Annotated in this window: 32 protein-coding genes and 1 tRNA gene; 3 read left to right on the plus strand and 30 right to left on the minus strand. The window is 45.0% G+C overall.

Translation table 11 applies throughout. The annotated features are described in order from the left end of the window. Positions 1–20: 20 nt before the first annotated feature. The 3 genes from ACUHGC_RS05255 to ACUHGC_RS05265 all read right to left on the minus strand — a co-directional run bounded on the left by ACUHGC_RS05255 (position 21) and on the right by ACUHGC_RS05265 (position 2,654). On the minus strand, positions 21–944 hold the full coding sequence (locus ACUHGC_RS05255) for a Mu-like prophage major head subunit gpT family protein (protein WP_446834579.1): 924 nt from the start codon (positions 942–944) through the stop codon (positions 21–23). Further along, positions 944–2,023 carry a phage protease gene (locus ACUHGC_RS05260; RefSeq protein ID WP_446834580.1) on the minus strand — a complete coding sequence of 360 codons (1,080 nt, stop codon included), beginning with the start codon at positions 2,021–2,023 and terminating at the stop codon, positions 944–946. Before ACUHGC_RS05260 ends, ACUHGC_RS05255 begins: the two co-directional genes overlap by 1 nt. Positions 2,024–2,216: 193 nt before the next feature. Continuing rightward, positions 2,217–2,654: a phage virion morphogenesis protein gene (locus tag ACUHGC_RS05265; protein ID WP_446834581.1), complete on the minus strand. Its 438-nt coding sequence runs from the start codon at positions 2,652–2,654 to the stop codon at positions 2,217–2,219. Positions 2,655–2,714: 60 nt separating this feature from the next. Here ACUHGC_RS05265 and ACUHGC_RS05270 point away from each other — a divergent pair. Beyond that, a tRNA-OTHER gene (locus ACUHGC_RS05270) sits at positions 2,715–2,788 on the plus strand. Here ACUHGC_RS05270 and ACUHGC_RS05275 read toward each other — a convergent pair. From ACUHGC_RS05275 to ACUHGC_RS05405, 27 genes are all read right to left on the minus strand, one after another. Beyond that, the gene (locus ACUHGC_RS05275) at positions 2,789–4,144 is read right to left on the minus strand and encodes a phage head morphogenesis protein (protein WP_446834582.1); all 1,356 of its coding nucleotides are present in this window, start codon (positions 4,142–4,144) and stop codon (positions 2,789–2,791) included. Beyond that, positions 4,131–5,696 carry a DUF935 domain-containing protein gene (locus ACUHGC_RS05280; protein WP_446834583.1) on the minus strand — a complete coding sequence of 522 codons (1,566 nt, stop codon included), beginning with the start codon at positions 5,694–5,696 and terminating at the stop codon, positions 4,131–4,133. The genes ACUHGC_RS05275 and ACUHGC_RS05280 overlap by 14 nt, the downstream gene beginning before the upstream one ends. Before the next feature lie 9 nt (positions 5,697–5,705). Continuing rightward, complete coding sequence (locus ACUHGC_RS05285; protein WP_446834584.1) at positions 5,706–7,232, minus strand: terminase large subunit domain-containing protein; 1,527 nt, start codon at positions 7,230–7,232, stop codon at positions 5,706–5,708. Then, the gene (locus tag ACUHGC_RS05290) at positions 7,232–7,798 is read right to left on the minus strand and encodes a DUF3486 family protein (RefSeq protein WP_446834585.1); all 567 of its coding nucleotides are present in this window, start codon (positions 7,796–7,798) and stop codon (positions 7,232–7,234) included. Before ACUHGC_RS05290 ends, ACUHGC_RS05285 begins: the two co-directional genes overlap by 1 nt. Positions 7,799–7,824: 26 nt before the next feature. Next, positions 7,825–8,115, minus strand: coding sequence for a VpaChn25_0724 family phage protein (locus tag ACUHGC_RS05295; RefSeq protein WP_446834586.1), 291 nt, complete (start codon positions 8,113–8,115; stop codon positions 7,825–7,827). Continuing rightward, entirely contained in the window at positions 8,115–8,441 is a 327-nt protein-coding gene (locus ACUHGC_RS05300; protein ID WP_446834587.1) for a DUF2730 family protein, read from the minus strand. The genes ACUHGC_RS05295 and ACUHGC_RS05300 overlap by 1 nt, the downstream gene beginning before the upstream one ends. Beyond that, the gene (locus ACUHGC_RS05305; protein WP_446834588.1) at positions 8,438–8,644 is read right to left on the minus strand and encodes a TraR/DksA C4-type zinc finger protein; all 207 of its coding nucleotides are present in this window, start codon (positions 8,642–8,644) and stop codon (positions 8,438–8,440) included. The genes ACUHGC_RS05300 and ACUHGC_RS05305 overlap by 4 nt, the downstream gene beginning before the upstream one ends. Further along, complete coding sequence (locus tag ACUHGC_RS05310) at positions 8,637–8,933, minus strand: hypothetical protein (RefSeq protein WP_446834589.1); 297 nt, start codon at positions 8,931–8,933, stop codon at positions 8,637–8,639. Before ACUHGC_RS05310 ends, ACUHGC_RS05305 begins: the two co-directional genes overlap by 8 nt. 114 nt (positions 8,934–9,047) lie before the next feature. After that, entirely contained in the window at positions 9,048–9,311 is a 264-nt protein-coding gene (locus tag ACUHGC_RS05315; protein ID WP_446834590.1) for a DUF2681 domain-containing protein, read from the minus strand. Further along, positions 9,304–9,531: a DUF2644 domain-containing protein gene (locus ACUHGC_RS05320; protein WP_446834591.1), complete on the minus strand. Its 228-nt coding sequence runs from the start codon at positions 9,529–9,531 to the stop codon at positions 9,304–9,306. Before ACUHGC_RS05320 ends, ACUHGC_RS05315 begins: the two co-directional genes overlap by 8 nt. Before the next feature lies 1 nt (position 9,532). Further along, positions 9,533–10,042, minus strand: coding sequence for a glycoside hydrolase family 108 protein (locus ACUHGC_RS05325; protein WP_446834592.1), 510 nt, complete (start codon positions 10,040–10,042; stop codon positions 9,533–9,535). A gap of 96 nt (positions 10,043–10,138) precedes the next feature. After that, complete coding sequence (locus ACUHGC_RS05330; protein ID WP_446834593.1) at positions 10,139–10,636, minus strand: hypothetical protein; 498 nt, start codon at positions 10,634–10,636, stop codon at positions 10,139–10,141. A gap of 82 nt (positions 10,637–10,718) precedes the next feature. Next, the gene (locus ACUHGC_RS05335; RefSeq protein WP_446834594.1) at positions 10,719–11,294 is read right to left on the minus strand and encodes a hypothetical protein; all 576 of its coding nucleotides are present in this window, start codon (positions 11,292–11,294) and stop codon (positions 10,719–10,721) included. 4 nt (positions 11,295–11,298) lie between these two features. After that, positions 11,299–11,727, minus strand: a complete 429-nt coding sequence (locus tag ACUHGC_RS05340; protein ID WP_446834595.1) for a Mor transcription activator family protein — start codon at positions 11,725–11,727, stop codon at positions 11,299–11,301. Beyond that, positions 11,717–12,271 (minus strand): hypothetical protein, encoded by a 555-nt coding sequence (locus ACUHGC_RS05345; protein WP_446834596.1) that lies wholly within the window; start codon positions 12,269–12,271, stop codon positions 11,717–11,719. Before ACUHGC_RS05345 ends, ACUHGC_RS05340 begins: the two co-directional genes overlap by 11 nt. Further along, the gene (locus ACUHGC_RS05350; protein WP_446834597.1) at positions 12,271–12,756 is read right to left on the minus strand and encodes a gp16 family protein; all 486 of its coding nucleotides are present in this window, start codon (positions 12,754–12,756) and stop codon (positions 12,271–12,273) included. Before ACUHGC_RS05350 ends, ACUHGC_RS05345 begins: the two co-directional genes overlap by 1 nt. 63 nt (positions 12,757–12,819) lie before the next feature. After that, entirely contained in the window at positions 12,820–13,581 is a 762-nt protein-coding gene (locus ACUHGC_RS05355) for a hypothetical protein (protein WP_446834598.1), read from the minus strand. An 11-nt stretch (positions 13,582–13,592) separates the two neighbouring features. Further along, positions 13,593–13,736 carry a hypothetical protein gene (locus ACUHGC_RS05360; RefSeq protein ID WP_446834599.1) on the minus strand — a complete coding sequence of 48 codons (144 nt, stop codon included), beginning with the start codon at positions 13,734–13,736 and terminating at the stop codon, positions 13,593–13,595. 86 nt (positions 13,737–13,822) lie between these two features. Further along, positions 13,823–14,002, minus strand: a complete 180-nt coding sequence (locus ACUHGC_RS05365) for a hypothetical protein (RefSeq protein ID WP_446834600.1) — start codon at positions 14,000–14,002, stop codon at positions 13,823–13,825. After that, the gene (locus ACUHGC_RS05370) at positions 13,999–14,199 is read right to left on the minus strand and encodes an ANR family transcriptional regulator (protein ID WP_446834601.1); all 201 of its coding nucleotides are present in this window, start codon (positions 14,197–14,199) and stop codon (positions 13,999–14,001) included. The genes ACUHGC_RS05365 and ACUHGC_RS05370 overlap by 4 nt, the downstream gene beginning before the upstream one ends. Beyond that, the gene (locus ACUHGC_RS05375) at positions 14,199–14,720 is read right to left on the minus strand and encodes a host-nuclease inhibitor Gam family protein (RefSeq protein ID WP_446834602.1); all 522 of its coding nucleotides are present in this window, start codon (positions 14,718–14,720) and stop codon (positions 14,199–14,201) included. The genes ACUHGC_RS05370 and ACUHGC_RS05375 overlap by 1 nt, the downstream gene beginning before the upstream one ends. After that, positions 14,713–14,979 carry a hypothetical protein gene (locus ACUHGC_RS05380; protein WP_446834603.1) on the minus strand — a complete coding sequence of 89 codons (267 nt, stop codon included), beginning with the start codon at positions 14,977–14,979 and terminating at the stop codon, positions 14,713–14,715. Before ACUHGC_RS05380 ends, ACUHGC_RS05375 begins: the two co-directional genes overlap by 8 nt. Continuing rightward, positions 14,976–15,227: a hypothetical protein gene (locus tag ACUHGC_RS05385; RefSeq protein ID WP_446834604.1), complete on the minus strand. Its 252-nt coding sequence runs from the start codon at positions 15,225–15,227 to the stop codon at positions 14,976–14,978. Before ACUHGC_RS05385 ends, ACUHGC_RS05380 begins: the two co-directional genes overlap by 4 nt. A gap of 13 nt (positions 15,228–15,240) precedes the next feature. Next, entirely contained in the window at positions 15,241–15,504 is a 264-nt protein-coding gene (locus tag ACUHGC_RS05390) for a hypothetical protein (protein WP_446834605.1), read from the minus strand. Then, positions 15,504–16,421: an AAA family ATPase gene (locus ACUHGC_RS05395; RefSeq protein WP_446834606.1), complete on the minus strand. Its 918-nt coding sequence runs from the start codon at positions 16,419–16,421 to the stop codon at positions 15,504–15,506. Before ACUHGC_RS05395 ends, ACUHGC_RS05390 begins: the two co-directional genes overlap by 1 nt. A 12-nt stretch (positions 16,422–16,433) precedes the next feature. Then, positions 16,434–18,407, minus strand: a complete 1,974-nt coding sequence (locus ACUHGC_RS05400) for a transposase domain-containing protein (protein ID WP_446834607.1) — start codon at positions 18,405–18,407, stop codon at positions 16,434–16,436. 11 nt (positions 18,408–18,418) lie between these two features. Next, positions 18,419–18,634 (minus strand): helix-turn-helix domain-containing protein, encoded by a 216-nt coding sequence (locus tag ACUHGC_RS05405; protein WP_446834608.1) that lies wholly within the window; start codon positions 18,632–18,634, stop codon positions 18,419–18,421. Between the two features lie 212 nt (positions 18,635–18,846). On the opposite strand from ACUHGC_RS05405, the gene ACUHGC_RS05410 reads away from it, so the two are divergent. Further along, positions 18,847–19,284: a DNA-binding protein gene (locus tag ACUHGC_RS05410; RefSeq protein WP_446834609.1), complete on the plus strand. Its 438-nt coding sequence runs from the start codon at positions 18,847–18,849 to the stop codon at positions 19,282–19,284. A gap of 9 nt (positions 19,285–19,293) precedes the next feature. Further along, a complete protein-coding gene (locus ACUHGC_RS05415; RefSeq protein WP_446834610.1) occupies positions 19,294–19,893 on the plus strand; it encodes a hypothetical protein in 600 nt (199 codons plus the stop codon). Positions 19,894–19,933 lie beyond the last annotated feature (40 nt).

Here is a 19,933-nt window from a genome sequence, read left to right on the forward strand (position 1 = left end):
TCACCGCTCTTTGCCGTTGATTACAGATAATCCGCCACAATCAGCGTTAAACGCCCTTTGAACTCGTTATCCACGGTTGAGCCGTTTTCGACACGGTATTCACGCTCGAGCAACTGCACCGCTTCTTTTTCCAACGATGGCGGCACGACGATATGCGTCGGACGGATGCCGAGACGTTTACCGCCGTCGCCTTGTACCGCGCGCATGGCTGCAATCGCTTTCCACAAGTTTTCCGCGGTCAGCTTGCCTTTGACGGCGTGCGCCATCTGCCAGAAGCCGTAGCCCACATTCGATCGAGCGTCAACGCCATAAGTGAACACGTCTTTCATAAACACTTTTTCGTCATTCACGTCAGTAATTGATGCCGGTGTCGGCGATTTACGTTCTTGATAGATAATCGGCTTCAGTGAACGCCCACAATCCAACAGATACCACGCATCCGCTTCCGTGGTTGAACTGTCGTCAGTGGTGATGTTGCTGACATTTTTCGGGGTTTTGCCGTCAACCGTTGCGCCGACAGGGTGGTCAGTATCAAAGAAATACTGCTTGTCGTAACACTCGGTGGTGAAACCGGCTTTCAACGCGCCAAACACCAGCTCATCAGGCAATTCAGCGGCAGAACGCCCTAATTCTTCAATTAATGGACTGTAAACACCGACGTTGTCGTCTTCGATGTCGGTGCGTGCAATTTCTACCGCACTTGCCCATTTTTTATTGGTAATGGAATAGCCGTGAGTTTGAATCGCCGTAATCGCACGATCACCAATCCATTCTTTCAAGCCGGGCATTTGCCCCAGCCACGCATAAGTATTCGCTGCCGTTGCCGAATTAATCACCGTGGCAATTTTGCTGTATTGGCTTGGGGCTTTTGCCAAACCGTCTTTAAAGTTTTTGCCAAAGCCGACAAAAATCGCCTTGACAATTTCAGGGGTAACATTAGCCATTATTCCGCGTCCTTTTGTTTGATAAATTCATCTTCAGATAAGCCCAGCAGTTTGGCTGCGGTTTTCTCGTCTGCACTCAATACCGCCAGCTTTTCGCCGTCGGCAGGTTTGGTGGTATCCGTTTGTTTTGCCGACAACACCGCAATCTGTGGACGCGCATCGAGCATCGCTGACAACGCTGCGACACCTTGTTGCTTACCAAAGCCTTTCAAGTAATCGACTTCTGCTTCAATTACACGCCCTTCGTTGCGTGCTTTTGTGATAGTCGTGTCAATTTCCGTATCAGAGGTTTGTGCCGATAACACCGCCAGCTGTTGCACCGTGGCGTCATACGTTGCTTTTGGTACATACCGGCTTAAATCTACCGTGTTTGCCTGTGCCGACAGGGTTGCCACTTTTTCATCAGCGGTTTGTTTGTCGCTTAACAGGGTGTCCAGTGCCGAAAGTGCCGCCACGCCTTGCTCATCGCTTAAGGTTGCGTCTTTCTCCACCGTCACACCGAGTTTCGCCAGTAATTGACGCAGTTGTTCCGTCATTGGGCTCTCCTTGGTTTTAGGGATAGTTTTTGGGGTTGGTTGGGATTGTGAGTCATAAAATTCGGCAGCAAGGGTCGCAATAGACTGCATACCCGTGATACCGGGGTCGTTGGTGAGTGCCGCCATCCGCAGCTCGAGCGGAATGCCGTTGCCGTCATAAGGAAAGACGGCACTCAAATACAGATATTCACTATCGGCAACGTGCTGTTGCGCTTTCGGCGTTAAACGCGGCTTAATCCAAAGCCCCGAATCCTCACGCCATTCGATTTCATCAGCAGAAAAACGTCCGGCGGCTAACGCCTCGCCCAAGCCCTGTTTGGCTTTCAGCAGGGTTTGATGGTCATAATCAATCAGCACGTCTTGCCCGCTTGACCGCACTTGTTCAATCAGTCGAGCGGCAATCTCGCCGTCCAGATACCAAAACGGCGCATCAAACGGACGACCGTCACGGGCGCGAAATTCACCGGCGGGCAGTAATTGATACCAACCGTTGTCGTGTTTGATTTCAGCGGAAAGCACCGCATAAGGGATTTGTGTTTTCATACGGCGATAATGCCGTAGTCAATGGGGGAGTTGGGTTTGTGGAGTTTCAGGCAAAAATACCCTGCATTTTGGCAAGGTGAGTGGATTTTGGGTAATTGGGTTTTATCTTATGGGTGGGATAGCGTTTAAATGCGTTTAAACCGCGTTTAAATTCGTTTAAATTTTTTTGGACGGACGGAACTGCCGAAAAAGATTATCCGCTCTCTACGGCGTTTTTAAGGGCTTTATTTAAAATCTGCTTAATCTGCTCGATACCGTCTTCGCCCAAACCTAAAAATGGACGTGCCGGCATATGTTTTGTGCCGGTCATATGATATTGCCCATAAGACTCTGCTGCCCCGATCATTGCAAAGCTGTCGCCGTAGTCGATATTCAAACTCCTCGCCAAATCACTACTGGCTTGCAACATCTTACCGGTATAGCCTTTCTTGTGCAGACGCTTCTTGTAATCGGGATTTAACGCCGCCCATTTATCGCCCTCGGGCGAGCGTTCAGCGTCAAATGCCTGTTCCGCTTCTTCCAGTAAAACATCGGCAATTTTTCGGGTTAAACCGTCACTTTTGCCCATTTCGGCAAGTTTGCGGAATTTTCGTTGGATTTCTGAGGTATCGAATTTAAATTCTAAGTGCATATTTTTCCTGATTGAATTTGACTTTTGGTTAAAATGAGCGTAAATTTTAAGCAACTAAAGTGCTGTGTGGCGAAATGGTAACGCGGCATAATCAGTGATTATGTATATCGTGGGTTCAACCCCCACCACAGCATTTAGTTTCCTTCCTTAACTACAACATACTGCCCTCCTCGAATTGCATTTTCCACATCTTCAAAATCCTTAACCTGATAAATATTAATGATTGCGTCGAGCTTTTCCTTAGGTTTTAAACGTTTTTGATTAAAGCTTGGCTGAACAACAACTTTAACTTTCCGATCTTTTGAGAAATAAATAAGATTTCGATGTTCATCTAACTTATCGAAAACCACTAGATTTTCTTCAGCAATAATTCGCGATGCACTCGCATAATCTTTAGCCGTCAATCCGATACCACCAGCATGGTGTTTATCACTATTTGCGTGAGCCAGACTTCGTTCTGTCATAACCAGGATCTGCTCTGAAAGCACTTCCCCACCGGAAAGAGCGGTGACTTTTTCAGCAATTTCTGTTGTTATAAATCCTGCGGCAATATACTTATCACTCGCCCCCATTTTACCTAATTTTGCCAGCACCCAATTCTCAAACACCTTATGCCGTTCAGGGCTGTTATTGATCGCCTGAATAGCCTCTTGTCGTAACTCACGGTTTTGCACGGCTTGCAATTTGCGGATCACCGCAATATCTGCACCAAACGCCGCTTGACCGACATTGTAGTTCCAGCCGGCACCGGTTTTCATTGTGCCGTTTTCGGTTTTGATTTTGCTGATTTGCACGTGGATTTCTTCACCGGTGGCTTTATCCACACCGGCAAGCACCCATTCCGTTTCAATTTGTCCCTCACTGCTAGAAACCGTCAAACCGTTTTTCTTTAATCGAAATTCACTTAACCCACGCACTCGGCAGCGACACCCCCAATCATTCGGCGGATACAACGTGTTCCAAATCGGATCGTCATAGCGATACACCTTGCCGTGCAACGCTAAATGACTGGGACGGGTACGACTGTCTGCCACCGCGACATACTGCAAATAGGGTTGTTCGTCGCTGTTCGCCATTTGCTCGGCGTAGCGTCCTGCGTGATACGCGGTCATTTTGTTGGTGTGTAAAATCGTTTTTAAACGCCGTGGACTGCCAAGTTGCACCATTTCCGCATTGCCGCTACTATCCACTACAACCTGTTTGCCCCACCAGCCCATTTGCTCCAGTTTCGGGCGCAGGTTGTTGATAAAATCCCGCTCCGGCACGCCATTTTGCATGGCATCCTGTACCGCAACATTGATTTCATTCAACACGTCCAATCGGGTGGCTTTTGCCACCGTAAAGGCGCGGGCGTGTGCTTCTTCAAGTTGTTCCTGCCAGTTCCATGTGATGTTATAGCCTTTGGCTTTCATATAATCTACCACCAGTTTTGGCTCAAGCCGTAGAATATAGCCCATATCAAGATCGGCAGCAGGTTTAGCGTTTGGCATTTAATCGCCCCAACATATCAGATACAAAAATTGCACGGATGAGCATTTCTTCCAGCCCCTTATCGTCCAGATCTGCATACAATACGGCGATTTTTTCCTGTGCCGCTTCATAGTCCTCTTGCTCAAGTGCGGTAATAATCGGCTTCAACATCGGATCAATAATCTGTTGATACTCTTCCGCCGTCGGCTCTAACTTATCCAACAGTTCATCAGGATCAGGCTGCACGCTTAAAATCGCCAACCGCGATTTTTTCTCATTTTTCGCGGATAAAAGTGCGGTTTGTGCCGCGCCTTGTCGTACCAAAATCTCATCGTCTTTCTCCGCCACCGGAATTTGCAATTGGTCATGCGCCCAGTTTGCAGGAATTCTGAAACCGATATCCACTAGCTTGCCGATGCCGTCGGCAAATGAATTGGTGTCGGCACTCTCAGCGATATTAAATTCAATTCGTGGCAGCCGGCGCACGTCGTTAAATGATTTGCCGTTCAGGGCATACAGCGGATAAATCAAATCGCGGTTGAGCGTGGCTTGCAGCCGTTTCAAGTCCGCATTGCGGATCTCTTTACGCACATCGTTATGCACCGAGCCTAACGCATTGGTCGAGGTCTTGCCATCTGCTTGACTGGTCAATGTGCCGCCCAGAATGGCTTTGCTCATGGTTTTCTCTGCCCACGACACCATAGTCATAAACGGCTCAGAATTGCCGTTGGCAGCGTTTTGAAACTCAATTTCCATTCCACGAGGGATCACGCCACCGGCGTTATGCCCAATCCCCATCACCGCCTTGAGCAAGGTGTCTTTTTCCGCTTTGGTTGCCCCATCGGGATATTTTCCCAAGCGTAGCGGCAAGCGGTAAATCTCTAAAAACTCGGCAAAATCGCGGGTTGAGAAATTTTTGTATAAATAGGGCCAAACCAACGTGCGCACCAAACCGATTCGCGATAAATAACCGGTTTTTGATTTAGCAATATGCTTAATCCAACCGAACGGCTGCAAGTCAATTCCGTCCACCGAACCATCACGCAAACGCAGCGTATTACGGTGATTGTGTGGCGTGGTGAACCAACCACTTTCACGAAAATGTACGGTTTTAATCAACTTCAAACCGCCCACCAAATTCGGCTCCCATTCGATTTCTTGGCAGCTGTAGCCCTTTAAAATTGCGTCAGTGGCATCAAAAATACAATCATCGAACCACACCGCATCACGCAAGATTTCATCGAGCATTTCAGCATCCTGCTGTTCAGCGGCTGTGGCGTTGCGTGGCGGCACAATTTGCCAATCGACTTCCTGAATAGCGTTGCGACGTTTGGCGATTTCCGAAAACAGATGCCCGTCTTTTTCTTCCATATCTTCCGCCAGCTCCGATTGGCTGGCGATATTGCCTTGCTCGGCATCGAGCAGCAGTGTTGCCACTTTCATCGGCGACAACGCCACGCTCGGGTGTTCCTGATAGCGTGATGTTGTCCACGCTAGCTTGCTCTCATTTTCACTTTGCAATTCATCATCAAAATCAAACGGATTGCCGTGTATATCTATAATTCTGCTCATTATTGATCCTTAGTGGTATTTCCATTCGCTTTGACCGAAATCGTCATCATCGTCAATTTCCGTGCTGTGTTTCGGCGGCAGCGGAATGTAATCAATTTCACCGCCGGTCATATAACTGGCTCGCACCGCCATACAATACGCCACCGCACTGTCGCCGTGGCGTTTCGCACCGCTCTTGTCGTTGTCGCGCCCCTTGTCGATTTTCGGTACGCCGTTAATGACTTTGATATGCCCTTGGTCGGTGATAATATCCTCGTCTTTCGGAATTTTGATATAACCGTCTTCAAACAACGCCTTGTATTTCGGCATCCATTCGCGATACCAGTTGTCATTTAACATCACGCTGTCAATCATTCCCTCACCGTAGCGCAGCCGTGCCGCTTCCGCCAAAAATCCGCCGTTTCCGGTAGCGTCAAACGCCGCGCCGATAAAACGGGGGAGTGATTTCAAGCAGTGCAACATCAACGTGCGTTGCTGGTTATAGGTGCAGTTGCGGATTTCAACCGTGATCACAATTTCGCGACTGGTGTCTTGGTTAATTTGCATTATTGAAAACACCGATAAATCCTGTTTGCGCGCAAAGTCCTCACCGAAACTGTGGCGCAAATCAGGGTTGAGCTTGTCGAGCAGCGGTTGCAAGGTCTCAGCAATCCACGCCTGAACCGCTCTTTCACGTTCGTCTTCCGTCCAGTTAATAAAATCTTTATCCGCTTCAAAGCGCACAATTTGCATTGCTTCATCAGCCGCACGCTCAATCAGCGGACGGGGAATATACGCCCCTGATGATTGTTTCGGCACGCAGTAATATTCTTCCAACGCATCTTCTTCGGTGGCGGTGTCGCGCAATAAATCCGCTTTCCAGTTTGCCTCTTTTTCGGGCGACCAGTCTTGTTTTGATACTTGGCAAATCCGCTGATAAAGCCCTTCGTTACAGGCATCATCAAGGGTAATCGTATGGATAGAGTAGCGTTTGCGCCCTGCGCGACTGTCTTGAATAAGCTGATTAAACAGATTGCCCACGCCATTGTGGGTAGAAATCAACCGCACTTTTGCGCCCCACATCGTCAATGCCAGCGCCGCTTTCAGCACTTCGGCTAACTTATCGTGAAACGCCGCTTCATCGATACAGACAATCCCTTGCATACCACGCAAATTTTTTGGATTTGATGACAGGGCTTTAATTTTAAAGCCCGAGGCAAAATAGATGACATACGTTAAAATGTCCTTATCTTCGTTATCAAACAGTTCTTCTTGCACCTCACCGGCAGCACGATTAAATTTACTCGCCCACATTGCGCAAGCGTCGATAAATTCACGTGCCATTTCTTTGTTCGAACCAATATAAAATACGTCTGAGCCACCGTCATTTTTGACTTGACTGGCAATCAAAACATCATCCGCCGCCTCCGCCCAAGTCAGCCCCGTACGGCGTGATTTCTCAGCGATTTTTAATTGACTGCCGTCAACCACCCAGCGTTTTTGATAGCCCAACAACAATTCATTTTGGTCAAAAGGGATAAATGCAGGTAGGCTCATTATGCTAACCCCAAGATTTGCAGTTTAAGATTATCGACAGTTTCTTTCGATAAGCCCGCTTGTGCCACCGCTTTTTCAGCGGTTTCAGCAGCAAGCTGTGCCATTTCTTTACGAATTTTATTTTCACGGGCATAACTTAAACTGGCAGCTTGTTCTAGGCGTTGGATAGTGACCGCCAACATTGCCAGCTCTTTCGGCTCAGCAACCCCTTGTTCGGCAAACTTGGACGACATTTCAAAGGAGAGGTATTTCACCAATTCAAGGGCGGTTTTGCCGATATCGGTTTCAGGCATTTCGCCAAATTGTTTTGTCCAGACTTCCGCTACTTCACGCGCTTGGCGAATTTTCGAGCCGATCTTCTCCATTCGGCTGGCGTATCGGTTTAGCCCGGTGCGGCTTAACTGCATTTCGGCATCAAGCCCACAATCCATAATCAGATCATTGATTTCTTGTAAAATTTCAGCTTGCGAAAATTGCTTATCACGCAACATCATCGCAAGCTGGGTTTTAATAGTCGGCGGCAATAAGTCGATTTTTGAGGCACGTCCGCGTGTTGATTTTTCCATGGTTAAAACTCCATTTTAATGCCGTTTTAACGACGTGGATTTGGGCGTTTTACACCGCTTACAATTGTTTGACCGCGTGCCACGTCTAACCCACGTTGTGTAATCGCTGCAACCAGAAAATCGCCGTTAATTCGCTCGACCGTTACCAGCTCTTGCTCTTCCAACCACAAAATATGGTTACGCACCAAATCACGGCTGATATTGTGTCCGTACATCTGTAAACAATCGTCTAAAATACTTTCGTTGGCGTTGTAACCCATTTCATCTAATGAGCGTAAAATCACTAATCGCTGGTCTTGGGTGAAAATATTTTTCATTATTTATTTACCTCTTTTTCAATCAATAAGCCGACTTGATGACTTAATCCGCTCACTTCTTTGTTTAACGCTTTGGTGTCACCCTTGATTTCGGTCATTAAAATCTTTAATTCCGCCACATCATTTGCCGTCGGCAACGTTTTGACCGTATGCTCAAGGGTATTTAACCGCTCGCGATGGTCGTACATATTGCTTTTCAGCGGCTTCAACTCATCGTGCCGCACGTATTTACTGTCCATTGAGAGCTTTACCGCCGTACCAACCAGCCCTGCCGCGGTTAAAATAATCGCCCAGTGTTGGCGGATAACATCTAATACTTCTATCATCTTTCTGCTAACTCCTGACAATCCACACAGCGCACGCAATACGGTAAAATTCGCACCCGCTTTTCAGGGATTTGCTCGCCACAATCCTCACAAAACCGCACATCACCCTGCACAACTTCCGCTCTCGGCTTTCTTTCATAACGCTGTCGTAATTCGGCAATCTGTTCCATTTGCGCCTGTGCGCGGTCTGCTAAATCACTCATTTTTGTCCTTATCAGTGCAATTTTTACAATCGCACGGTGTTGTCCGTTTAATTAATTTAATCCAGTACATCGGTTCATAGCTCTCGTCATTAAAATTCATAAGACTTTCAATGAAGAAGTAAGTCGGTTCGGCAATATCTAAAACCCAATCAGGAATAAAATTAGCTGTTTCAACAACTGGCCCCGGCTCAGTACGCATATCAACATAAACAGGAACACCGAATAACTTGCCGTAATGTGTAAACTCTTTAGCCAATTTTTGCTTGGTGTAATATTTAAAAAATGACATTATTTTCCCTTATCACAAACCGCGTCATAGGTTTCATTGTGGGTCAACACTTGCCGCTTGGTTTCTGCGGTGTCTGCACGGCTGGGGTAAATCTTACCGAATGCCGAACAACCGCTAATCGGCACGAAATTCGCCCCGTTCGTGCAACCGCTTATCCACGTCGCTATCGCTAAGGCGAGTAGTGTTTTCCGCATTCTTTTGTCGAATTGCCGCATTGTTTAGCTCCTGTTTTATCGCCGTTTTTTCCGACCGCTCCTTGGTGATGGTCAGCTCTTGGCTTTTTAATAACCGCTTTAAAATGGTATTCTTCAGCAATAAATAACCGATAATCACCGCCACTGAACCGCCGCCATAGAGCAAGGCTTGCAAACTAATCATCTTGCTTACCTCGCTCACGATAGGCGCTCACTGCGCCCTTGGTTGCGACTAAACCGCCACAAAACAGGGCAAAAGTAGTGAACAGTTCAGGCACATAAGAGCGGTCTAAATAAACGCAATAAAGCAAAATCGCCGTCATCGCCACAAAGCCTAAAAATTGAATTGTGCCGGTGGTAGAAAGGCGTTGGTCGGTGTTAGTAATCAAATCAGATAATTTCATCTCACACCTCGTTATCATCAGAGGCATAGAGCAGATTATCGGCAACCCGATTCACCCAACCACGCCCGAAAGTATTGAATGTTGAAAGTTTGGTGTAGAACCGAATACGTTCGGCATTAAAGCGTAGCAGCATATCCGACACCGGTAAGTTATTGATTTGCTGTAACGTGATTGCACCGATAATCCCGTCATCGGCGACACCGACTGCGCGCTGTAGCATTTGTGCCGCATTGCCGAAACCGTGATTAACCGCAGCGTCGAACAGCTGAAACGCCAATGCGGACGGATATTGATCACAGTGATAACGTTGCCAAAATGCCTTGTGGTAGATTTCGCGCGCTTTCAGCCGTGTCATCTCACGCATTGTGCCAGAATAGCCATTTGTCTGTGCGGTACGTTTGGTGATACCCCAATTCGTTTCGCCGCCTGGATCTTTGGGGTGATAGATATAACCGCCCTCGTGCTTGATTAGACGGTCAAAAAATCGTTGAAAATCATCGACAGATGCCATAAAAAAACTCCTACTATTTATCATAGTAAGAGTTTAAAAGACCGGTGATTTTAGTGAGTTTGTGGACTTTCAGACAAAAATAGCCAAAACGTTGAGCTATAAATCTTTCTTATCGTTTTCTCTTGTCTTTTTACTTTCTTTTTTATCAAAATCTTTAATACTATACATTAGATATAACTTGTAATCATAGTCGTTACTAGCATTACCTTTTTTCATTTGCAGCGTAACTGTATCATCATCAAACTTTACCTCTGAAAATGTATCGTTTTCATCATAATACGTTGAAATAGTATACTTTTCTTTTAGGGCATTAATCAGTCGCTCAGAAAGTGATATTGGTACATTAATCGCAACTCTTGCCAGCTTTCCATCATCAAAAGTAGTCAACATTGTTGTGTTTTCACCCATAAATAATATTTTAGGGCAATGCCAGCTATTTTTGACGTGAGTATAAGCAGTCCATTTACAAGGATATGACTTTTTTACCTGTTTTAAGCTCATACCGAACTTTAGATCTTTATACCCATCAACCGCCATTGCTTGCGTTGATAACGTAGTAATAGCAGCGAATAATATTGTTTTTAGCAATCTCATAATCTCTCCTTATTATTCAAATAAATCTTTTTAATAATTCAGCCTGATCAGTATCTGTTGATGCCTGATAGTCATTATAATTTTAGTTATGAGCTATTTTAGTTCTATTCTTATTAATTCTAACTATACGCCCTTCAAATCCTGATTGAGTATTATCTTGAACTCCATAATTGATAGCAATTTCGCAAATCTTGATTGCCTCATCAAACCGCTTTTCTGAGGTCAAATACATTGCATAATATTGGAATGTTGATATTCTCGGCAAAATTCCTTTAAAGTCTAACAATAATGCAGGTTTTATTTCGTCAAACTCTGCAATATGTAGCTTTGCTGCATTTTCCAGAATAGCTCCTTTTTTTTCTTTATAAGCCAAACTAACAATATTTTGCAATAAATAATGACGATCAATAATGTGTGTTTTTTGGTCTAAAACACTCACCATAAAATCTAAATTTCCCGATGTCCATGCATCGAAAACAATATCCTTAGGAATAAACTTACCAGAACGTTTAATAGCACCAACACCTACAGGGATATCGTCTAAACTCTCATCATAAGTAAACGCTCTTCTTTTCTGTCTACTATTTTTATAAGTCTTAGACGCTACTACAGGATTTGATTGCTCTTTTCTTAATAAATTTTTAATCCACTCAAACATTCAATTATTCCTCAAACAAATCTCGCTGATAGCGTCTGCGTATCAACGTCCGTTGCTGTCTGATAATCGCATAAATATGACTTTCACTCAAATTAAATTCTTTACATAACTCTGGCACATTTCTACCACTGAACTTGGCATAAATCGAATAGTCACGCAGAGCGTCTTTCAGCACCGCGCCGTTGGGGATATAGGTTGAGCGGCCGCCGAGATAGTGGGCAATCACGCCGGCAAGCTTAGCCGCTGTTTGCTTGGCTTTGTCGCTATCCGTACCTTGTCGGGTCAATTCACACGCCAGCACATCAATCAATTCAGCAAGGCTTTGCGGCCAGCGGTGGGCGAGTTCTTCGGCAGGGATATGATCCAGATTATCAATCAACTGACCAAGCAACTCATGATCGTCAGCAAATAAATCGTGTTGGTTATCGCTCATAATGTCCTCTTTTCTGTTGCTGATACTCAAGCCAAACCTCATACCCCGACAACCGGGTAATGTCCTGCCCAAGCCCTTTCATGTTTTCGATATACAAAATTGCATTGTGCCGCGCTTCCGTTTCGCTGTTGCGTTTTCTGGCGGCTGCGTCCGCTTCGGCATTCACCGCTGCCGCTGACCCTGCACCAAATTTCGGCTCGGCGGTTTTATAGACCTGTTTTAAATATTCATGATTGGCAAGCGGCGTACAGTTGCTGTGGTCACGGCATTTTTTCTGCACCGCGGCGACGGTTTCGGAGAGTGCGTGAGCAAGCAAGTGCGACGGTTGATACATCGCTAACACCTCGTTCATTAACTTTACCGCTCTTGAGTTGCTCAATGCCGATTTTGCAGGGCGGAATAACGCAATATAGCTCACCAACGGGCGAGCCACTTCGTATTTGGTTTCGGTGATAATCCGCAACAGATCCCTTCCGGCTTCATCTTCAAGCAATTGGTCGAGGTGAATATCGGAATGACAAACAGGGCAGCGTGCCAGTTTCATTATTTCGCACCTCGCTGCTGCCATTTTTTCAGCCGTTCCAGCACAATTGCACCTTGCTCATACTCCAAACTCGCCACATTCAACGCCATTGGTTTGCCTTGTTTTGCCAAAATCGGATTAATCACACCGCGCACCCACGCATTTAACGCTTGTTCACTGCCGTCGCGGACTTGACCACTCTTTGCCATTGTGATCCATACCGCACGGATTTTATGGGCAATATCATGTTTCACTAGTGCATTTTGTGTACTCGGCGACTTACTCCGCCCACCACGCAACACGCCGTTAGACCGCACTTTAAAGCCTTTCTGCTCCATCTCGCGCAGCACTTTATTTAGCTCAATCACTGTCATCTGCTTGCAACTGGTTTTACCGGTAATCCGCTCCAACATCGCGCGATACGTCATTTCGTCCATCGACTGTTGGCTTTTGGCAATGTGGATCAACTGGGTTAATTTCGGTTTGGTATAGCCTTTCGTTGTCATATGCTGCTCCTCAAAACACATTATTCCGCCCTCTGTATACTGCCAAAGGGCGGTAAATGGGCTTTAAACAAAGTTTTCCAGCTTGGTATCTTGGGTGAACTCCAACACCGTTGAGCGGATAATCCGATTCAACAAGCCGTATTGTTCCTCCAGATAATCAACCAGAATTAAATCTTTTCTTGCCTCATCAGAGCGCAATTCACGGGCGACTTCAGCATATCTGGCAAAGCGCATGCTGCGAATTTTCAAGTTTTCATCTAACTTAAAACGCAACCCAAAGTCATGATCACCCTGACAGCGCATGGCGAGGGATTGCACGACAAATCCTTCGCTCAAGGTATGCATCGCATTATTTTTACCGGTTTCGGTGTCTAAATGGCGACAAGTGCGGTAAGTGGTGTCATCTTCGCTTTCGCGGCGTAGCGTGGCTTCATGGTCAAATCCAACCTGCGAAAATAACCGTGACCCGGTGCTGAGATAAGATGCAAATTTGGTGTTAATTCCCAGTTTTTCTTGCGATACGATCACCGATTTCACGCCAATCAAACCAAACACCCCAACCAACTGAGTTAGTGCGGTTTTACTGCGTTTTGAGTTACTGTTGATGATTAAAATTTGGGTTTTCGGGTTGTAGAAAATGTTGTAAAGCTCGCTTGATGGCGGCAGTACTTCGTATAGTGCCGTTTTGGCTTCATAAATAACCCCTTTACCGTCTTTACCTTGTTGTTTCAGCTCCAGCACCTTGCACGCTACTAACTCCTTAGTGAGGTTTTTATATTCGGCACGAATCGAGAAGAATAGCCCACCGCCTTCAAATTGAATCACTTTCTTGTCGGTCAGCAGATTCTTGACGATTTCAAACTTCTCCCCCCAAGCTCTTCCAGTACCGCACTTTCAAGGGTTTCGACGATATTCGCCGTTGGAAATGCAATGCTATAAACCCCGATTTGGGTCATTTTGATATAATCACTGTAATTCATTTTGTTGCTCCTTTTTGGGTTGATAAAACAGATTATGTAGCCCTTTAAATGCCGTTTTAATGCAATTAAAAGGCTATAAATTTGCTTTAGTACGCGTTTTCAAGCCTGTTCGGTGTCACATTCCGTTGTAAGCGGTTCAGTTCTTTTTTGATTAACGTCAGCATTTCTTTAGTGGATTGCACATCACCGCCAATCCATGTTTCACGCGCCACGTCTACCAAATCACCCAGCTCAATAAAGCGATCAATAACCTCAGCTTTTTTCATTGTTTTGCTCCTCTTAACCGCGCTGCCCAACGGTTTAAAAACTCAACACGCTTGGCACACCAGTCCGCATTCACGCTTTTTCTTGCCAGTTTCGATGCTTTCTGCCACAGCGATGTGGCATAGTCATAATCACCGGAACGCTCGACTTCGCTTGCCAACTCACTCACTGCTTTGAAGTTCAATTCTTCTTTCGACATCAGCCCACCTCTTGCTCAAACGGTGTGATCACAAAATCTTCAACACCTTTTTTAATTGTCACCCCGGCAACCGTTGCCGCAAGATCCGGATCATTTAGCATGGCATCTTTATTAATTTCTTCTTTAGTGCGAATAAATTGCAAGAAACCTAATGTTTTCAACGCACTAATAACAGTATCAACCCCACGAACCCCGACGCTTGGCGGACGTTGTTGCCACTGTACCTCCCCCGTGTTAAAACTCCCTGTTTTGGTCTTGCCGCTGTTTGTCAGCTCATCACGGTTGCTTTCACACCACGCTTGAACAGCCTCTTGCATCGGTTTGATTTGCTTTTGAATCGCTTGTAATTGCGGCGCAAACTTTTCAGTGATTGTGGCAAGCTCATCATTTTGTGCCGTCGCAGTGCGTTGTAATTCACGCTGTAAATCACCGATTTCTTTAATTGCAACCTCGACTTGCTCCCGCGCTTGGTAACGCACCGCAAACGTATCGCTTTTAATTCTTGTTACTTTCTTAGCCATTGTTTTGTTCTCCTTCGTCAAATAAACCGGCAAAAATAGCTAACTTCACCAGCGCTTCGGCACTTAAAATAAATGTTTTGTCATTGGCTGGATTGATAAATAGCATTGATCCGTTTGGGCTTTGACAAATCTCAAATTCAATACCGTTATAACTACCTGTTCCCAGTTGTTTACGGAGCAGAAAACCACCCTCCTTTAATCCGTCTTTAATTAACTGGATAATCTCTTCCACACTGGATAATGGTTTAAATTCATTCATTGTTTTTCTCCCGTTAGTTTCGTAATGCCTGTCACTTTGTATTTCAAAAAGCCGTATTCAATAAATCTCGGTTTATGAATCATACAAAGTTCACCAATTTTTTGATGTTCAATCGGAATTAGCCCGCCTTGCCATATATCGGTTTGAAAAGGTACAGCCTCTTGAATGATTCCATCTTTGTCTGTGATAAAGGCGGTAAAATCTTGTCCTTTATCTTCCAATTTAATGCGATAACCTGTAACTTTCATAAACAACCACCCATTAATAAAACCGTTGCTCCGGATACTTTTTCTGTAAGTACGCTTTTAATTCCGCCTGCGCCTCGTCTGATAATGCCGGCGGCATATCGCCGTATTCCTGCTTCCACTCTTCATTTGCTGCCATTTGCCAACACAGCTTGTCATTGTCATGGCAAGGCGGCTTTTCAGCAGTTTCTACCACGCTAAAATCGCTGATGCCGACACCTAACCCGATGACAAGTGCGGTCAACAGCGTGGCTTGTTTCAGTTGTGTTGTGCGTTTCATCATTTTTCTCCTTCCATTTCATGTTTTGCGGCTAAAATCAGATCAAGATTGATCACTGTGTTGTTACCCTTGGCACTGATTCCGGCAAGGCGCAGATATTGGGTTAATGCTCGCAACCCGCCTGCCGCACCGCCGATTTCATTCAATACCGCCATCAAATCTTTATCATCAATATCTAAGCCCCACGCTTTGGCAATCGCAGTCACGTCCGCTTTTTTGCATTTTTGGATACTGGTCTTCTTGCTGACCCGACTCCACAACCGGGCAAACTCGTGCGCCTGATTGATGCCGCCACGCAAACGGTTATACACTTTATCGTTACCGATCAGCACAAAGCCGATGCCGGTTTCTTCTTGCAAAATACGGATTTCTTCCAGTGCGGCATAAGGTAGATGATCTGCTTCATCGATAATCATCAAGCCACCGGTGCGCTCTAGTTTTTTCGATACTAAACGAGCAAGGCGACCAGCACGGCGTGGTGCGTCATTAATATTTAGCTCTAACGCCATTTCATATAAAATCTCGGCAAGGCTTGAGCGGCTTGGGCTTGCCGTTACCAGCCACACGTTGGTGTTATTGGCTTTGTATTCTTGAGCCGAGCGGGTTTTGCCCACACCGCTTGCCCCATAAACAAGGGCAAACGAACCAAGCAGTCGAGCAAATTCAAGGGTGGTGAAAATCTGCTTTGCCGTGGCGGTTTCAATAAAGAGCGGTGCTTCTACAAACACTTTTACTTTCTCGCTGCGGCTTTTTAGCCAGTTACTGACCGCACTTTCCACGCTCTTGTTGTCGCCCTTGTAAACACCGTTTAAAAACTGGCTCAAAATCGAGGAGGAAACCCCAACCTCTTTTGCAACTTGCGCTTGCACCAAGCCTTCATCGCTGATAATTTTTTTGATTTGTGCTGCTAGTGTCATTGCTTGCTCCTATTAACGTTTAATCATCTGTAAATAATTCGATATGCCTTGGTCGATCACGCTTAATTCTTCATCATCGTCTAATTCCACTTCCACCTTGCAGGCAGTGTTGCCTGCTGCCTGTATCATTTCGATGATTTTTGGCTCAGGTGGCGTTTCTTCTTCAAATGCTGGTTGGTAACGTGCTGCTTCTTGTGCGTCCATTGTTAGTTGGGCTTTGGCTGCAGCTTTTTGTGCTTTCACAAACTGTTTACGTGCCTTGTCGTGTTCACGTCCTGCAGCTTTATCGCCGAAGGCAATCGCGCTAGTACAGACTGCTTCCGCCAAGAAAATGCCTTCAAGGGAATAGACCCAAACTTTGCTGTGCAAATCAGCAGGGTCGAATTTCACCACCACCTTTTTATGAGCCGAGCCAATCAGCTCCATCGCTTGATATTCATTGTTTCTGCCATACACCTTGCCGCCGACATCAAGCCCAAAGGTGCCGTCTTTTCTCAGCGTAACGGCTTCGCTCATCAGCATTAACAAACGCATTTGCTCGGCACTAGCTCGGCGGATATGCGCCAAGGCATAATCTCGTTCAAATACTTGTTCAAAGCTGTAAACCCCTTGGCAAATCTCGGTTTTACGCTTTTCGCGTTGGTTAAAGGTGCGAATACCGTCTTCAAGGGCAAGGATAAATGTGCCGTAATCCACGCCCGCTTTGCCGCCGTTGTAGTTATCCGGCTTGCTGTAAACATCTTCACCGGCATAAAACCCCGCAAGGCTTGGATGCTTATCCACCAATTCACCTAATCCGCCGTGCGAAAAGGCACGTTCAATCGGCTTCGCCTGCCCGTGACCTTCGCCAAATTGCACCGATGTCCAGTGCAAATTGATACCGAGTAGCGGAATAATCCCCATCGGCTCGTCTTCTTTCACTTTAAAGCGGTAGCGGTTTTTTACGCCGCCGGTCATCCACTTATTCGCAGCCGCGCGGGTGTTATCGATTGTTAAATCACGTGGGATACCGTATTTCCAAATCAGATCCATCAAAGAGAGCCGAATGATGTCGCTGTTTTCGCTTAAATCCACGCGATAGGCGAGGATTTTGCGGGTGCGGACATCTTGCCAAAGCCACGTTTTAGGGCGGACAACTTCGCCGTTATGCCATTGCACAAACACGTTGTGTTGATAGCCGTCGCCGTTGATCCATTCCATTGCTTCAAGGCTTTCAACTGTTCTTCGCATTGCTGGAAAATACTTGCTGACCGCCGCATCGCCTTCACGCAAACAGATACGCTGCAATCTTGGGATCTCACGCTCAATTTTACGTTTTACGCTGGAGACACTTGGCACAGACCAACCTTGCTCACTCGCTGCACGTTTAAGCCGTTCGTAGCAGCTTCCGAATTGCGGACGTTCAGGGCGGAAATAATCCGATTTAAATGCTTCCCACGCTTCCGGTGTGAATTCAGCTTCAGCCGCTTTACGGTTCGCACCGTGATTGCTCAACAGGCGTGGCAACCAGTCAGATTTTTCAAATCCTTTTACGTTGTAATACCAACGTTTAACCGATCCGACTGCCTCATCATTGCTTTTTGCAGCCAAGGTGATTGCGTCCATTAATTTATGCCCATTAGCAATCAAATCAGCCGCCATCGACACAATCGCAAGTTTCCGTTGTGCCTCTTTCCGTTGCTTGTCAGTTGCTTTGTCAAACGGCGACCAAATCACTTCAGGCAGGTAATTCAATTCTTTCGTTTTGCGCGGAGAATATTTAGAAACGGGTGTTTCAGAGGCCATTTTTAGGTTATAACTAATTAATAGCTCTACTTGCACAGATTTTGGTAATGATTTGAAACGATATTCAAAACTAACGCCCTTGATTCCTTGAACTTGTCTCTTTTCCCAATTTTCTTTTACTGCCTTTCTTGTAATATTTGTGGCTTGTTTTGGTAAATCAGCTATACCGGCCAACTCTTTCGATGAAAACCATTCTTTCATAATTCACTCACTTAATAGCGTGACGGCCAAATATCAGCAGGTTCAAGCCCCAAGGCATTTGCGATAATTCGCTCACCTCTTGGATAACGTTTGTCTAGCGCATTCCGTAATGTGGTTTTTGCTAATCCGCTATCTATGCCGAGCTGAGATAAACTCAGTCCTTTTTTCATCAGCTCCCCACGAATTTCAAGATTGCTCATATCTTGAGATCTTTTCTTTTTCGCCATTATGTGAGATCCTTAAAAATTAGTGTTATCAACTACTTTGATGATGTAATTCATCTAACTATGGTTTGAATAATATATTGAAATCTTCGTGAAATCAATAAGAGATTTCACAAAAAATTAAACGCCAACCATTTTTACTCATAAGATATTGATTTCTAATATTAAATATTTGAAATCTTTTTTTAATTCAATTTGATTTTAAAAGGGGTTTTATGAAATCACAAAATAAGCAATGGTTCACAGCCTCAGAGCTTGTTGGGGTAGGCGGACTACCTAAGCAGGCAACCAACATTACGAGAAAGGCAGTAAAAGAAAATTGGGAAAAGAGACAAGTCAAAGGTGCCAAGGGAGTGGCTTTTGAATATTACTATTTGAGTCTACCGTCAGCAGCATTACAAGAATTGAGAAATAATCCTGATTATTGTTTGCCTGAAAATGAACCAAACCTTGAAAACAAAGAAAAACATCGATCTACCATAAATACTGAAACCTTGGCTTTAGCGATTGAGACTCTTGAAGAGGCACTAAAGGAAACAAATCGAGTAATAAAACCAAGTAAAAAAGCAGATCTTGTATTGACTATTTATGATCTTTTGCTTGAGGAAAGCAATAAGGAACCTGTTTTAAAACTTATTAAATCAATAGCATAGGAGAATAATATGCCTAAAGGTGAATTAATTCATTTATTTAAAGAAGCAACAAAACCAAAATCTGATGCAAAATTAGTGAAAAAAACAATTAAGGCTGGTAGCAATAGCGTTATCGTTATCGATAGCAAATCAGTTAATATCAATGTCAATAAAACTGAAAGGCAATCAACCAAATTTACACCAAGCAAAGAACATATTGATGCATCAATAGCATTTCGGATTAGGGAATTAATCGCAAAATTAGCTGAAAAGGAACAAGCTGCAGGAGCTACGCCACAGCAAGCATTTGCAAAATGGTATTCTGCTATACGAAAACGTTATAAAGTTACAACTTATCAGGCTATTCCTGCTAATTTAGGTGAGGAAGCTATAACTTGGCTACAGCAACAATCGGCAATTAAGCGTACTAAAATTCGTAGAAATGACAATGCTCAATGGAGAAGAGAGCATTACACTGGCATTTATGCAAGATCTGCAAACCTTGGAATTAGTAAAGGAGAATTGTACAATATTGTCCTACAAAAATATGGAAAACGAATCTCCTCCTTAACACAACTCGGTGAACGTGATTTGAGAAGTCTTTATCAATACATAATGGGAATTCGTTAATTTAAATGCAATTTAAAAGCAATTTATAATTTCTCATTTT

It is taken from the genome of Testudinibacter sp. P27/CKL/0425 (assembly GCF_052931395.1).